Origin of the sequence: Pseudoalteromonas translucida KMM 520, from assembly GCF_001465295.1 — a bacterium.
Lineage (GTDB): Bacteria > Pseudomonadota > Gammaproteobacteria > Enterobacterales > Alteromonadaceae > Pseudoalteromonas > Pseudoalteromonas translucida.
In genome coordinates this window covers 308723-324876 of sequence record NZ_CP011034.1, presented here as the reverse complement: position 1 = coordinate 324876, position 16154 = coordinate 308723, and the positions used below count along the sequence as shown (strand labels likewise).

General features: G+C 40.9%; 13 protein-coding genes. 2 read left to right on the top strand and 11 right to left on the bottom strand.

Annotation, left to right across the window (positions count from 1 at the left end; all coding sequences use genetic code 11):
• Positions 1–9: 9 nt before the first annotated feature.
• The 5 genes from PTRA_RS01540 to PTRA_RS01520 all read right to left on the bottom strand — a co-directional run bounded on the left by PTRA_RS01540 (position 10) and on the right by PTRA_RS01520 (position 6328).
• Complete coding sequence (locus PTRA_RS01540; protein WP_058372425.1) at positions 10–687, bottom strand: TIGR00153 family protein; 678 nt, start codon at positions 685–687, stop codon at positions 10–12.
• A gap of 148 nt (positions 688–835) precedes the next feature.
• Positions 836–1537: a phosphate signaling complex protein PhoU gene (gene phoU / locus PTRA_RS01535; RefSeq protein ID WP_011327025.1), complete on the bottom strand. Its 702-nt coding sequence runs from the start codon at positions 1535–1537 to the stop codon at positions 836–838.
• Positions 1538–1579: 42 nt separating this feature from the next.
• Positions 1580–2407 (bottom strand): phosphate ABC transporter ATP-binding protein PstB, encoded by an 828-nt coding sequence (pstB, locus tag PTRA_RS01530; protein WP_011327024.1) that lies wholly within the window; start codon positions 2405–2407, stop codon positions 1580–1582.
• A gap of 22 nt (positions 2408–2429) precedes the next feature.
• The gene (gene pstA, locus PTRA_RS01525; RefSeq protein ID WP_058372424.1) at positions 2430–4079 is read right to left on the bottom strand and encodes a phosphate ABC transporter permease PstA; all 1650 of its coding nucleotides are present in this window, start codon (positions 4077–4079) and stop codon (positions 2430–2432) included.
• A gap of 14 nt (positions 4080–4093) precedes the next feature.
• Entirely contained in the window at positions 4094–6328 is a 2235-nt protein-coding gene (locus PTRA_RS01520) for an ABC transporter permease subunit (RefSeq protein ID WP_058372423.1), read from the bottom strand.
• Between the two features lie 357 nt (positions 6329–6685).
• On the opposite strand from PTRA_RS01520, the gene PTRA_RS01515 reads away from it, so the two are divergent.
• Positions 6686–7192: a glycine cleavage system transcriptional repressor gene (locus PTRA_RS01515; RefSeq protein ID WP_058372422.1), complete on the top strand. Its 507-nt coding sequence runs from the start codon at positions 6686–6688 to the stop codon at positions 7190–7192.
• Positions 7193–7258: 66 nt separating this feature from the next.
• On the opposite strand, the gene PTRA_RS01510 is transcribed toward PTRA_RS01515, so the two are convergent.
• From PTRA_RS01510 to PTRA_RS01485, 6 genes are all read right to left on the bottom strand, one after another.
• Positions 7259–7714 (bottom strand): hypothetical protein, encoded by a 456-nt coding sequence (locus PTRA_RS01510; protein WP_058372421.1) that lies wholly within the window; start codon positions 7712–7714, stop codon positions 7259–7261.
• Between the two features lie 142 nt (positions 7715–7856).
• On the bottom strand, positions 7857–10973 hold the full coding sequence (locus PTRA_RS01505; RefSeq protein WP_058372420.1) for an efflux RND transporter permease subunit: 3117 nt from the start codon (positions 10971–10973) through the stop codon (positions 7857–7859).
• Positions 10974–10981: 8 nt separating this feature from the next.
• Positions 10982–12742, bottom strand: a complete 1761-nt coding sequence (locus PTRA_RS01500; RefSeq protein ID WP_058372419.1) for an efflux RND transporter periplasmic adaptor subunit — start codon at positions 12740–12742, stop codon at positions 10982–10984.
• Entirely contained in the window at positions 12732–14057 is a 1326-nt protein-coding gene (locus tag PTRA_RS01495) for a TolC family protein (protein WP_058372418.1), read from the bottom strand. Before PTRA_RS01495 ends, PTRA_RS01500 begins: the two co-directional genes overlap by 11 nt.
• A gap of 91 nt (positions 14058–14148) precedes the next feature.
• A complete protein-coding gene (locus PTRA_RS01490) occupies positions 14149–14529 on the bottom strand; it encodes a hypothetical protein (RefSeq protein WP_058372417.1) in 381 nt (126 codons plus the stop codon).
• A 137-nt stretch (positions 14530–14666) separates the two neighbouring features.
• Positions 14667–15275: a paraquat-inducible protein A gene (locus PTRA_RS01485; protein WP_058372416.1), complete on the bottom strand. Its 609-nt coding sequence runs from the start codon at positions 15273–15275 to the stop codon at positions 14667–14669.
• Positions 15276–15516: 241 nt separating this feature from the next.
• On the opposite strand from PTRA_RS01485, the gene PTRA_RS01480 reads away from it, so the two are divergent.
• Complete coding sequence (locus PTRA_RS01480; RefSeq protein WP_058372415.1) at positions 15517–16083, top strand: PhnA domain-containing protein; 567 nt, start codon at positions 15517–15519, stop codon at positions 16081–16083.
• Positions 16084–16154: the final 71 nt, after the last annotated feature.

The following is a 16154-nucleotide window of genomic DNA, read 5'->3' as shown; positions in this document are numbered from 1 at the left end:
GATTTTAAATTAACGAGCTAACATCAGCTCAAGACGTGATCCTACGCGCTCTGCAATATCTGCAAGCTCGCCAACCCATTCAATGATCTTATATAAAAACATCACATCAACTGGGTTTAACTCACCTTCTACTGCGCGTAGTTGGCGGCGTATTTTAATTTGCATTTCATCCGTGTCTTGTTCTATGGCATCCAATTCAACGAGCATTTTTTCAACCAAGGCCACTTCGCGACCTTTAAAACCTGTTTCTAATAACTCTTCTAACTCATTTATTGCATTAGATGCTTGTTTAGTAGCATCAACACAACGTGTTAAATAAGCTAAAAAGTCGATTTGAATTACTTTTGGTATGATCATCTCACGACCAATTACACGCCCAGCAATGTCTTTTGCTTTATTGGCAATTTTATCTTGCTGGGTTACTAATTCGAGCAGATCTGTACGCTCTACCGGCATAAATAATCCACGCGGTAGTTGTAAACGTATATTTCTTTTCATTTCATCGGCTTCACGTTCTAAATTACGAATGGTTAAACGTAGCTCTTCAGCTTGTTCCCATTCTTCTTTAAATACGTGATTAAAAAAAGGAATCAAAGCTTTACTAGCTTGATGAACCTTTCGAATATGTTCTTCCATTGGTTTGATAGGAGATTTTGCAAATACTCCTAGAAACGCGTTAGTTTGCATAACTGACCCTTAAATCAATTTAGTATGCTGTGCGGCATGAATTTTACAGTATTAAGCTCGATTGTGAACGCTTTTTATTGCTCAACCGCCAGCAAACTAAAAAAAAATTATAATTCGTCGTTGTAATAAAAAGGACTAATTAAAAAAATTATAAAGACTTTTCTATATCTTCTTGAGATGTATGACGAATATCTTTTCCATTAACAAAGTAAATAATATATTCAGCTATATTTTGACACCGATCACCAATGCGCTCTAATGAACGAACTGACCACACTAAATCCATAATTTTAGGGATTGAGCGCGGGTCTTCCATCATATAGGTCATAATTTGACGAATAATGGCTTCGTACTCTCTATCAACTTTAGCATCCTCTTTGTGTACTTCAAATGCACGTTGTACGTCCATACGCGCAAATGCATCAAGTACATCGTGCAACATTTTTGATACTTGGCGTCCCATATTTTCAATATTTACTAATAAAGCCTGTTGGTCTTTAGTAAATGAGTCTAGTGCAACTTTAGCAATTCGCTTTGCTTCATCGCCTATACGCTCTAAATCAGCAATGGTTTTTGCAATAGCCACTACTAAACGCAAATCGCTTGCAGCAGGCTGACGCCTGGCAATAATTCGCGTACATTCTTCGTCAATACTTACTTCCATTGCATTAACTTTATAATCATTCTCTCGTACTTTTTGCGCAAGCATAGCATCATTTTGGCTCACTGCATCTAACGCACTGTTAAGCTGTTGCTCAACCAGCCCGCCCATACTAAGCACAAGGTTGCGTACGTTTTCTAATTCTTGATTAAAACGGCCAGAAATATGCTTATTAATGTTATGTTCCATCGTTATTATCCTATCAATATTGTACACATAATATCGGCTGAATTAGCCGTAACGACCGGTTATATAGTCTTCTGTTTTTTTCTTATTAGGCGTTGTAAATAAAGTGTTGGTGTCTGAGTACTCAATTAGCTCCCCCATATACATAAACGCCGTTTGGTCAGAAACCCGGGCGGCCTGTTGCATATTATGGGTAACAATTACCACAGTAAACTTACTCTTTAAATCGTTAATTAGCTCCTCTATTACTAAAGTAGAAATAGGGTCTAGTGCCGAGGTAGGTTCATCAAGCAGTAATACCTCTGGCGAAATAGCAATTGAGCGCGCAATAACTAAACGTTGCTGCTGTCCACCCGACAGCCCAAAAGCGCTGTCGTGTAGCCTGTCTTTTACTTCATCCCACAACGCTGCACCACGCAATGATTGTTCAACTACTTCATCTAACTTACGTTTGTCTTTAATACCTTGTAAGCGCAAACCATAAACCACATTTTCATAAATTGATTTAGGAAAAGGGTTAGGTCGCTGAAATACCATGCCTACGTTACGACGCAGCGCCGCTACATCAACGCTTTTATCGTATATATTTTGTCCATGTAGCAGTATTTCACCTTCTATGCGGCAAATATCAACTAAGTCGTTCATGCGGTTAATACACCGTAATAAGGTTGATTTACCACACCCCGACGGGCCAATAAAGGCTGTTACCTGGCCCTTTGGAATATTCATATTTACTTTACTCAGCGCTTGCTTATCGCCGTAGTAAAGATCGAGATCTTTAATCTCCAACGCTGTTTGCTCTGTGGTTAAATTGTCTAAGTCTAACTTCAAGCTGGTATTGGCTTGATTTACTTTTGGAGCGACTGAAATCATGTTTGTTACCTATTAAATCTTATTAAAGCTCAAGCGATCTGAATTTTTCACGTAAATGATTACGTATACCAATAGCGGTTATGTTGAGGGTAATAATTACCGACACTAATAAAAATGCCGTTGCATATACCAGCGGACGCGCCGCTTCAACATTCGGGCTTTGAAAGCCAACATCGTAAATATGAAAACCTAAGTGCATAAACTTTCTGTCTAAGTGAAAGTATGGAAAGTTACCATCAAGCGGTAGCGTAGGTGCCATTTTTACTACACCCACCAGCATTAATGGCGCTACTTCACCTGCAGCACGCGCAACAGCCAGTATTAAACCAGTCATAATTGCTGGGCTTGCCATCGGTATAACAATACGCCATAAGGTTTCTGCTTGTGTGGCACCGAGCGCTAATGATCCGTGGCGTACCGTACTTGGAATTCGCGATAACCCCTCTTCAGTGGAAACAATAACCACAGGCAAGGTAAGTATTGCCAGTGTTAACGCCGACCACATAACACCTGGTGTACCAAATACCGGAGTAGGTGATGACTCAGGGTAAAATAATTGGTCAAGGCTACCACCTAGCATATAAACAAAAAAGCCTAAGCCAAATACGCCATATACAATAGAAGGTACACCGGCTAGGTTAATTACCGCAATACGGATCATCTTAGTTACCGCATTTTTAGCCGCGTATTCATGCAAGTAAATTGCAGCAACCACCCCAAATGGCGTAACAATAACAGCCATTAGCATAACCATAAACACGGTACCAAATATGGCCGGAAATACGCCACCTTCGGTATTAGCTTCTCGAGGATCGTCTGATACAAACTTACCTAACTGGATGAAGTAATGGCCCAGCTTGGTTAAAAAGCTCATGTCGTTTGGAAACCACACATCTAATACTTGATACAATGGAATAGTGACTATTTCGCCGCGCATATCTTTAACCATAACTTGGTCGCGCTGTGCTTGTTTACGCAGTGCAAATAACTGTTTTTCGAGCACAGCATACTCGGCACGTAGTTCTGCACGCGCCTTTGCAAGCTCAGCAACACGTTCGTCTGTAAGTTCATTATCAAGTAAGTAAGATTTTTCTTTTAGCCTTAAACGTTCCAGTTCATAGTTAATATGACCAATATCACCGTTTTGTAAATCAAGTGCTTCGTCGTTTAAATCAACTGCCCGTTCAACCAGCTTATGTAAAGAGGCTACCTTATCGCCGGTAACGGGTTGTCCGTCTTCAATTACGCCTTCTACATAGCCATAAAAATTACCATTTTTGCTACGCTCAAACACGGCAAGAGTGGTAGGCGTTGATTGATTTTTTATGTCGGTGTTTAATATCCAACGAAAATCTAAATCTACATATTCACGGTTACCGGTTTTAATTAATAACCGCTCAAATTCTTCCCTATCATATGCCGAAACATCAACACCGGTTGCCGCTAAACGCGCTTTGGGTACTAATTCTCGATCGTAAATCTCACCAATAATAGTTTGTTTTGCAATTGAGCCTTCCAGCTCAAATTGCACTACCTCAGAAGGCCAGAAAAAGCTTAACCCTTTCCACGCTATCATAGCTAATAAACCAATTACTGAAATTAAGCTGATGCTCACCGCACCACCGGTCATCCAAATCCAAGGAGAACCAGACCTAAACCACTGCTTTACCATGTCGTGTTCTCCACTTACATTGAGCTGTATTTTTCACGCAGTTGCTGACGAACAAACTCAGCAATGGTGTTAAAAACAAAGGTAAATATAAATAATACAAATGCTGCTAAAAACAATATTCTGTAATGCGAACTACCCACTTCCGACTCTGGCATTTCAACCGCAATATTTGCCGCAAGCGTACGCATTCCCTGAAACACACTCCAATCCATAATCGGGGTATTACCGGTTGCCATAAGCACTATCATGGTTTCGCCTACTGCGCGGCCAAGGCCCATCATTACCGCAGAAAATATTCCAGGGCTGGCGGTAAGTAATACCACGCGTATCAGTGTTTGCCACTGTGTTGCACCCAATGCCAGTGAGCCATTAGACAAATGTTTAGGCACACTAAATACCGCGTCTTCTGCAATCGAAAATATAGTAGGGATTACAGCAAAGCCCATCGCAATGCCTACTACCAAGGCATTACGCTGATCGAAGGTCATGCCAAGCTCGTTAGTTAAATATTGGCGCACGTTACCATCAAACATCCACAGTTCAACAGTTTCGCTCATCGCAAACGAAAACCAACCAATAAATAACACTACCGGTATAAGTATAATGGCATGCGATCCTTCAGGAATTTTATGGCGAATACTGGCTGGTAATTTAGTCCAACCAAGCGCGGTGGCCAAAATACCTAAAGGCAATAACACCAGTAAGCCGACTATGGCTGGCAGGTGCTGCTCTATTAAAGGCGCTAACCATAGGCCCGCTAAAAACCCCAAAATAACGGTAGGAAGTGCTTCCATTATTTCTACCGTTGGCTTAACCACTTTACGCAGTTCACTCGACATAAAGTAAGCGGTATAAATAGCGGCAGAAATAGCGATAGGTACGGCAAATAGCATGGCGTAAAATGCCGCTTTTAAGGTACCAAACGAAATAGGCACTAACGAAAACTTAGACTCAAAGTCGTCACTGGCTGAGGTTGATTGCCAAATATAACCAGGCTCTGGGTAACCTTCGTACCACACTTCTTGCCAAAGTGCAGACCAAGTAACTTCAGGGTGTTCGTTATGAATTTCTAATACGGTTAGTTTGTTGTCAGCAACAATTAGCGCTGCATTTGCACGCGGTGCTATAGCAAAGTTTTTAATCGCTCCTTCGCTTACTTTACCTTGCCACAATTTTGCTTGGCTTGTGGTGTAATAAACACCTAACTCACCATTACTACTGGTAGTAAAAAAGGTACGGCGGTAAAACTCAGTAAATACGTTTAACTTACTTTGCTTTGTTGTTTCAAATGAGCGAATTTTTTGATATTCACGGCCACTGTCGGTATTTATTTCAAACCACTGCGATACCTTTCCATTATCGTTTGCCAACATAAGAGAGTTAGCACCCGCAAGTAATTGCGCCGCAACAATATTGGCATTTTCTTCATTGGCAGACAGTAATTGTATTTGCTCTACTTCGCTTGGGTCGCGCGTATCGTAAACATAAATTTGATTAGCTGAGCGCACAAATACTCGGGTAGTATCTGGCGACATAAGTAACTCATCTACTCGCCCAGCAACATCTAGCTCGGTGCGTTCCACAAGCCATTCTACTTCACCACTAAACATGTTTTCTTCAGCAACAAAGCTACTAAATAAAACGCGCTTGTCGGCCGTTAGCGCAACAACGGCTGTTTTGTCTTCAAAGTGGCTAAATGCAAAACGCTTTATAGCAGCACCTTGCTCGTCTACTTCTAAAGCAAGTTCGCCTAGCGGATAATCTAAACGCGGAGTTAATTTACGTTCGTTATTTGGAAACGTCACCATAAATTTAGGAATAACAATTTTTACACTGCCATTTTCTAAACCATAAGCATATTGCCCCTGAAACGGTGCACTGGTTGCAAAGCTACTCACATCGCTAGGTAGGGTTACCTCTAGCGTTTTTAGCTTTTTACCAAAGTGAGCTTTTTCAACACTATAAAAGTCAACACTCCCTTGTTGGCTTAATAAATAAGCAACTTCAGTTTGTTCCTCAACGCCTACTCCCACTATTTGCTCTGCGTTTGTTAGATTAAAACTGTCGCGCTTTTCAACTTTAGCTGATTCAAAAATTGGCTGTACTATATAAAGAAGGTAGAAAAAAATTAATAGCAAGGCTATTAATACCATTACTCCACCTACGGTTATGCCAAACTGGGCAAGTCGGTCTTTAAATAGACGGCTTCGATCCGTATTAAAAGTCGGTTTATTCGGATTGGAAGTCATCAAAACATCCTTTAATCTTAACGTTGCAGTGATTATATTTCATCAAAGTGACAGTAATGTTACAGCGGTAATAATTATTTACCGTATGATTTAAATATCTTTAAGATCAAATAGCAGCCGTGTTTATGCGGTATTGATGAACTAAATATTATATTTATTGGACAAAGTATTTATCGAGGTCAATACTCAGGGAGCATTTAGTTAATAATTATGATTTGTTGCAAGGGCTGCACTATAGGATTAAAGGTCTAATTTTAGCAACTAAATCATAATATTTAACCTGAACTCTGGATAGAGTTAAACAACACTTAATGCCTATGCATTACCTTATTTGGGCTTTAAAGAAGAGAACTATTTATGAAGCAGTTGGTTATAACCATTTTAGGACAAGATCGTCCTGGTTTAGTAGAGAGCATTTCATCCGTTATTTTAGAAAATCATGGCAACTGGCTAAGCAGCAACTTAAGCCATTTACTCGGTCACTTTGCAGGTATTATTCAGATTGAAGTTAGCGAAGAGCATTTTCAGGCACTGCAAAATGCACTCAATGCTCTGCCTAAACTTGATGTACGTATTGAAACAGGTGATACAGAAATAGAACCCGCCACACGTGAGCAACTTAACTTTGTTATTACCGGTAACGATCGCCCGGGTATTGTGCAAGAGCTTGCAAGTGTAATTCGTCATAAAGGAGCCAATATTACTCACTTAAACTCGAGGCAACAAAGCGCACCTAATTGGGGCGTGCCTATTTTTAGTGCTGTTGCTACGGTAACACTACCTAATGGGTTGAATAAAGAAGAAGTAATTAATGCATTAGAGTCGATAACAAGCGACTTAATTGTTGATGTAGAAAAGGTTTAACAAAATAACGGCGCTACACACCATAGTGTAACGCCGTTATTTTTATTAATTTAACTGTATATAAATTTACATATCTAGATGTCGGTTTATGCTTTGTACCATTTGTTTTAATCCTTGGTGCTCAAGCTGAAGTATTTGTCCGAGTTTTTCTTTGCCGTCTGCAGTTTGTGTTTTTCCCTCTAAGTACTCATAAGCATTTATTACTTTTTGATGCTGATCAGACAAATAGCCCTGAATAGCTTGCTCATCTAATTGGGTACTTCGATCTAAATCAGTAAAATTCAGCAGCTCTGGATTTTCTGCAAAATACTCATAGCAGTAGGTATCTAACGTATTTATGGTGGTGATTGCTTTAAAGCCAATTAAATCTTCAGCAAGTTTTTTTTCGTATTTAGTACAGTAATCAACTAATTGAGTATTATGCTCACCTAGTAGTTCCCGCACACTAAAAAAGTTAGCTGCCATTTGTGTATGAAACAATATAGTCCAGTCATACATTTGTTGAATTGTTTTAACTTGCATCTGCATTCCTTACTTAAGCTGAGTAAATACAGTAATGCGCAAATCGTGCCATATAAAAAAGTGAATAATATCAATAGCAAAGTTGCAGGTTATGTAACCCAATACAATCTTTTTAGTATAAGTTACATAACCAATGTAAATATTATAGGTTGCGTTTGCGCCACAATAAATACGTTGCTGGTATTACTAATAAGGTTAAAACAACAGCACTAAACATACCACCTACCATAGGCGCTGCTATGCGGCTCATTATTTCACTGCCCGTACCGGTGCCATAAAGTACCGGTAATAAACCGATAACTATAGTAGCTACTGTCATCATCACCGGACGTACCCTTAGTCCTGCACCTTCTATTATTGCCTGCTTAAGCTGCTCATAATTAAGCGGCACACCAGTTTGTTGTGCTTGGGTGATTTTTTCTTGGTAGGCCTGATTTAAATACACCAGCATGATCACCCCAATTTCTACGGCCACCCCCGCAAGTGCAATAAAGCCCACCCCAACAGCCACCGAAAAGTTAAAGCCTTCTAGGTACATAAGCCATATTCCGCCAATCATCGCCAACGGTAAAGTAACGATAATAATCAATACCTCCGCAAAGCTTCTAAAGTTGAGATACAGCAGCACTACAATAATGGCTAACGTTAGTGGCAATACGTAAGCAAGTTTATCTTTAGCACGCTGCATATATTCATATTGCCCAGCCCAGGTAATTGAATACCCTGCTGGTAGTATCAACTGGTCATGCAAAATTTGCTGGGCGTTTTCTACATATGTGCCAATATCAATATTTTCTATATCAATAAAGCTCCAACCATTTAAGCGGGCATTTTCACTTTTTATTCCGGCTGGGCCATCTTCAATAAATACCTTGGCAACATCGGCTAAAGCTATACGCTGCCCGGCTGGAGTTACAATAGGAAGTAACATTAGTTCTTCAGGTGAATCGCGGTAACCTTGCGGGTATCGTAAATTTACCGGATAGCGCTCTTGCCCTTCTACGGTTTGGGTGACATTTGTGCCACCAATAGCAGTAGCTACAACTTGCTGTATATCGGCAATATTTAAACTATAACGCGCCGCTTTTTCACGGTTTATATCTACCTTAATATAACGCCCACCAGCAACACGCTCAGAATAAACGGATGCCGTACCCGGTACATCTTTTAAAATGCTTTCAATTTGTTGACCTATTTTTTGAATTTCACTCAATTTAGGGCCAGCAACTTTAATCCCCACCGGGGTTTTAATACCCGTTGCTAACATATCAATACGGGTTTTAATTGGCATAACCCATGCGTTAGTTACCCCAGGAAACTTCACTAAACTATCTAGCTCTTTTTTGAGTTTATCTAGGGTCATTCCTTCGCGCCATTGATCTTTAGGCTTGAGCTGAATAAAGGTTTCTATCATGGTAAGCGGCGCTGGATCTGTGGCGGTTTCTGCTCGTCCTACTTTACCAAATACCGTTAGTACCTCTGGCACAGTGGCAATTAATTTATCAGTTTGCTGTAACAACTCCCGCGCTTTACCAATCGAAATACCTGGATAAGTAGTTGGCATATACATTAAATCGCCCTCATCAAGGGGGGGAATAAACTCGCTCCCCATTTTATTTACCGGGTAAAAGCCAATCACTGCAACCAACGCAGCTAAGGCCAAGGTTGCTTTAGGAAACTTAAGTACTGCGTTGAGTAATGGTTTATAAGCACTTACCAGCATACGGTTAACCGGATTTTTTTGCTCTGAAATTACTTTGCCGCGAATAAAGTAACCCATAAGCACCGGTACTAAAGTAATTGCAAGCCCAGCAGAGGCGGCCATAGCATAGGTTTTAGTGTACGCCAGCGGGGCAAACATGCGCCCTTCTTGCGCCTCTAAAATAAATACCGGCATAAAACTTACCGTAATTATCATTAAGCTAAAAAATAATGCGGGGCCGACTTCACTGGCCGAATCGATCACCACTTGCCAGCGGTTTTCATCGGTTAGTGGGGTTTTTTCCATATGTTTGTGCATATTTTCAATCATCACTATAGCGCCATCGGTCATAGCGCCAATTGCAATGGCAATACCGCCAAGCGACATAATATTGGCGTTAATACCTTGCCAATACATAATTAAAAATGCCGTTAAAATACCCAGTGGTAGAGTAATAATCGCTACTAAAGATGAGCGCACATGAAACAAAAATACAATGCAAACCAAAGCAACCACAACCAGCTCTTCTAGTAGTTTACTGCTTAAGTTATCAACTGCATCTTTAATCAAGTTGGAGCGATCGTACACAGGTACAATTTCAACTCCCGCTGGTAATCCTTTTTTTAATGACTCGAGCTTTGCTTTTACCAGCTCAATGGTTTTTTGCGCGTTTTCACCGTAGCGCATTACCACTACGCCACCAGCCACTTCGCCTTCGCCATTTAGCTCGGCAATACCACGGCGCATTTGCGGCCCTAAACGAATATCGGCCACATCACGCAATTGCAGTGGTGTGCCATTAGTATTAACACCTAAAGGAATAGCTTCTAAATCGGCAACACTTTTAATATAGCCGGTGCTAGTAACCATGTATTCAGCCTCGGCCATTTCGACTACCGATGCGCCCATTTCTTGATTGCCTTGGGCAATGGCTGTTTGAATTAAGCTCAGTGGAATGCCATAAGCTCGTAACTTATCGGGTTCAACCGTAACTTGATACTGTTTTACCATGCCTCCTACTGAAGCAACCTCAGATACGCCTGGTACTGTTTGCAATTCAAATTTTAAAAACCAATCTTGTAAGCTACGTAACTGGCTAATATCGTGCTGATTGGTTTTATCTACCAGTGCATATAAGTATACCCAACCAACACCGGTGGCATCGGGGCCAAGCTCTGCGCTGGCTGTAGCTGGTAAACGACTCGCTACTTGGCTTAAATACTCTTGCACTCGGCTACGTGCCCAGTACAAATCGGTTTTTTCATCAAATATTACATATACGTAAGAGTCTCCAAAAAATGAAAAGCCCCTTACTGTTTGCGCTCCTGGCACCGATAACATTGCGGTGGTGAGTGGAAAAGTAACCTGATCTTGCACCACTTGCGGCGCTTGCCCTGGGTACGATGTTTTAATAATTACTTGCACATCTGATAAGTCAGGCAAGGCATCAACAGGAGTATTTTTAACAGCAAATAACCCCCCGCCAATTAAAATAACGGTCAGTAACAACACAAAAAAGCGATTAAGAACGGACCAACGTATAATTGCAGCTATCATATTGCCTCCTAATGCGCGTTATGCAATTGCATAGTGTGATTACCTGCTGCGCTTGTAGAGTGCTCGCCATTTATGTGGCTAATCACAAACTCCCCTTGCTGCAAACTAAAGGTAAAGTTTATTTGTTGCTGCGCTGCAAGTGCGGTTAAATCTATATCATCTGCAAAAATAAAATCGAGCCTTGCTGGTTCGCGTCCCCATTTTTCTATTGCACCACGGCTAATATTTGCTGTGCGCTGTGCTTTATCAATACTGTTAATTGTGCCCAAAACGGTTGCTGTATTTTTTTCGCTATTTGTTTCGCTATTTGTTGCTGTGCTTTTCATTATATGAATAGCCGTTAATACATAGCTGCCATCAGCTTGCTTAGTCAGCTCAAAATGTAATGTTTGGCCATTTTCAAAAGCAGTAAAGTCAACATCATCAGCAACCGTAAAGTCCATTGTCATACTAGGCCAATCAAGTTCAGCAATCGGCTCATGGCTAATATTAACCATACGATGTTCCGCCATAATGCTATTAACAATACCCTCGCTCCATACAGAGCTAACAGCTTGGGGGGCTTGCATGCGTTTAAAGTCAGAGCTTTTACTTGATTCTGAATCTAATAAAAATTGCGCCGAAACCACCACGTCATCATCTGCCATTATTCCTGATAATATTGCGGTGTTTTTACTGTCACTTCTGCCCATTTCTACGGCCACAGATTTAAAGCGCCCCTCGCCTAAGGCAACCACTACGCGGTTCTGGTTTCCGGTGCGGATCACCGCTTCTTTAGGGACTACTAATTGCGCTTTATTGGCTTGAGTATGAATATTTACTTGGGCAAACATATTAGGCTTAAGTTTATGACCTTCGTTATTAAAGCGCAGGCGCACTCGCAAGGTACGGTTTTTAGCATCAAGTGTTGGGTAAATATAATCCACTTTACCTTGCCAGCTTTGGCCACTTAAATAATCAAGCGTCATACTTACTGGTTGGCCAATCTTAATTAGCTCAGCTTGGCGCTCAAACACTTCGGCCTCAACCCATACCTCATCAAGCTTACCAATACTCATCATGGTGGTGCCGGGGTTAACATAAAAACCTTCGCGCACATTTAGCTCCTCAACAACACCACTTTGAATGGCGTAAAAGGTAATGTTTTGCATTACTTGTTTACTTTTTTGCAGCCGCTTTACAAAATCATCCGATATATTAAGTGACTTTAAGCGTGCTTTAGCTGCGCGAATTAGCACCTGGTTGTTACGATTTAGCGCTAATACAAACTCTTCTTGGGCATTTACTAATTGTGGTGAATACAAGGTATAAAGTGGCTCACCGTACTCAACACTGTCGCCTGCAGCTTTGATATAAAGCGTTTCTAACCAGCCCTCTACACGAGGATGAATATGAATAAGTTGATCTTGATTATATTGCACATAGCCAACTGTTTTAACTTCACTTTGTAACGCCTTGTGCTGCACTTTAGCGATTCTTACCCCGAGATTATTAACCACTGCTGGCGAAATAGTCACCGCGCCTGGGCCATCTAAATTGCTACTACTGCCTGATGCTTCATCGTAAACGGGCACTAAGTCCATGCCCATTGGCGAAAGCCCGGGTTCATCACGTCGATAATTACTATCCATCGGTGCTACCCAGTACAGTGGTTGTTTTTCTGTGCTTGCTTTAATATCAGTATTGCTCGCAGGCATAAGCGATAACACTAATGCCGTTACTCCACCACCCACTACAGCAGCTATTAATAGTTTTAAATTAGTATTCACGATTTTGCTCTCCTAATTGCTCAAGCATCACAGCAGCGTCTTGGCTGCTGGCATAATAATTTAGACGAGCAATAATAATTTGTTGGTCTATTTGAATATTTAAGCCGTCAATTTTGGCATTAAGCTCACTAATACGAGCACGCATAACTTCTGAAAAATCACCGTCGTCCCGCGTGTATGCATTGAGTGTGGCCTGGGCTTGCTCTGCCATTTGCGGCAATAACTTAGTTTGATAAAGCGTATCGCGTTTTTGTAGCTGCATTAATTGGCTAAACTCTTTGAAATACATGCCTTTTAACTTTTGTAGCGCTATTAATTTTTGAGTTTTAACTGCTTCGGCTGTCGCTATTGCAGCGTTAACTTGCTGATCTTGGCGGTTACTAGTAAATAACGGCAAGTCAATACTTACCCCAACAGAGAGTAAATCGGCTCGTGAGTCTCCCATAGGCGTATCACCTCGATGGCTATAACCCATATTTACTCCAAACTGCGGCTTATAACTTTGCTTTGCGAGCGCTACTTCGGTTTCCTTAGCTGTTACTGTTTTATCAATAGCAACTATTGCGGGGTGCGCCATGAGTAACGACATTAACGCCTCAAATTCCAGCGTGGTAAAACTAATTAACGGCTCAATAGCTGTATTTTTAGTGCTTACAGGTTGAGTTAGCATGCTCATTGGCAACCATTGCGACAGCCGTTTTTTAGCGCTTTCAAGTTGCTGCGCTAGCATTACTAATTTATCTTCTAGGCGAGTGAGCTCTAACTGAGCGCGAATGATATCTTGCTGACGAGTTTTACCTAGCGAGCTGGCATAACTTGATTCGGTTATATCAATAAGTTGCGAAAATAAGGCTTTATCTTGTTTGATAAGCGCAATGCTGCGCTGAGCTCTGTACGCATTAAGCCATGATTCAATAACAATTGTTTTTACTTGTGCAAGGCGATCGGCTCGCAACCAAGGATGTTGCTGCGCAGATTGTGCTAAGGCTTGCTGTTTTAATGCTAGGCTATCGCCACGGCTAAACATTTGGCTTACACCAATACTTAGCTGCGTCATACCTTCTTGATCTAAAGCAAAACCATCGGTTGGCACGCCCATTAAACCCAAAGTTAATACCGGATCAGGCAAACTACCGGCGGCTATACTTTGTGCTTGCTCTGCGGCTTGTTGGTACTGGCTTGCCTTTAGCCAAGGCTCATGGCTTAGCGCATACGAAAGCGCCTCATCTAGGCTAAGTTCATTGCTGTGTGCTGAGATTGCAGTTCCTAGCATTAGCGCTAAAAAACTGACTTTAAATACTGCAAAGTGATTCATCACTTACTCCACTAAAATTAAAAGATTAATTTAGAGGCAGAAAAGGTGAATTAAACGACTTGACCTAATTTTAGGTACACCCATCCTGCAATTAAGCAGACATAGGGGGGCGGTATAGCGAGCTGACTAAATGGTGTTGGTTTTGTGAGGGATAGAGCTGTATTTTTTCAGAAATAATCAGTGGGGTGCTAAATAAGCCATCAACACTCAACATTGAGTACGCTGAACAAGCATTAATTGGGCAATTACATTCTTGCTCGGTTGCTGCGTCATCGCAACAGTCCATATTCATCATACTGACTGACATTTGCTGATGTGTTTTTTCAATTGCAACATTAGTTGCAGCATGCTGCGCTTGGCTCATTTGCGGCATTTCACATAGCATAGCAACAGACGCAACAGACGCAACAGCCTGACCCACAAGCGTGAGTAACATAGCGATGATCAGTATACTAGAGTGAATGCGTTGCAAAAATTTACCTTATTTAGGTTCTAGGTTCTAGGTTCTAGGTTCTAGGTTCTAGGTTCTAGGTTCTAGGTTCTAGGTTCTAGGTTCTAGGTTCTAGGTTCTATAGAAGTTTATGATAATTGAATAGTTAATACAAACCTTTAAATATTTTTTGCATCGGTTTTAATAAAGCTACTCGCGGCAATGGCAAATAAGCAATAACCGGTAAAATACCAAAAGCCATTCCCCAGTTCGGCGTGCATTTTAATTAGCCCACCAGTTTCACCCTCGGCATTGCCTGCAAGATAAGTAACAATAAGTGCAATAACAAACACATCTACCATGCTCCACTTACTTAAAGCGCAAATAGTTACTCCCAGTTTTTGCTTAAACTTACTCACTGGCAATAAGCAAAATACTAATTGCATTAGTAACTTAATAGTCGGTATTACAATTGAGAAAAAAGCCACCAACACCGCCACTAAATAATTTTTATTATGAGCCAGCTCGTTAACCGTTCCCCAAATACTACGTGTTTTTTGATAAGCGCTAATCTCACCTTCAAGCTTATCTAACCCAAACATGCTTGATGCCATCATCAGCATGTTTCGAGTATTACGGTCGCCTTCATCGGCAATCATCTCAATGCCTGTTTGCGCCAATTTAGACTTATCTATTTTTCCTTCTAGGGATAATACAGGCTGGGTAACACCGGGAACCAATAAAGCTAAAGCAATTAAAATACTAACTATAGGGAGAAATAAGCGCATAACATATCAAAAAAATAAACCATCATGCGCTTATCATACGCAAACTTAAACGCTGCGTCTTGATCAACACTAAACCTAACTTACTGTATTTAATTATTGTAATTTGCAGTTACAAACAAGGTATAACCATACTTTTTATATGGATATGCGCTAATCCTTAGTGCAAATGTACACAAAGAGCCTAGATGGAGGTATAATAACCACATAATATTTTTGTAAAAACAGTATAAGAGCCTCCTGTATGAGCATTGAACAAGCCTTAGTAGAACGTAGTAATAACCAGTGTGAATTATGTGCAGCAACAGATACTTTATCTGTGTACGAAGTTCCGCCCGTTAAAGAAGCCCACTCAGATAAATGCATTTACACTTGCCAAGTATGTAAAGATCAAATTGAAGACACCGCTGAGCTAACCCCTACCCATTGGCATTGTTTAAACGACAGCATGTGGAGCCTAACTCCTGCAGTTCAAGTAGTTGCTTATCGTATGTTGAGCCGCTTAGCTGCCGACAATGGCTGGGCACAAGACGCCCTAGACATGATTTACTTAGAAGAAGATACATTAGCATGGGCTCAACAAGTACTTGCTGAAGATGACGACTTAAAGCATCTTGATAGCAATGGCGTAGTACTTAAAGCCGGTGATACCGTAACACTAATTAAAGATTTAGATGTAAAAGGCAGCAGCCTAACCGCTAAACGCGGTACTGCAGTACGTAATATTGGCTTAACCAGTAATCCTGAACATATTGAAGGGCGTGTTGATGGTCAACGTATTGTAATTCTGACCAAGTTTGTTAAAAAGTAGAAACATTTATTTAGGGCGCATAAGCGCCCTTTTTTATGCGTTGTAACAATCACTAAGCCAAACTTTTACTC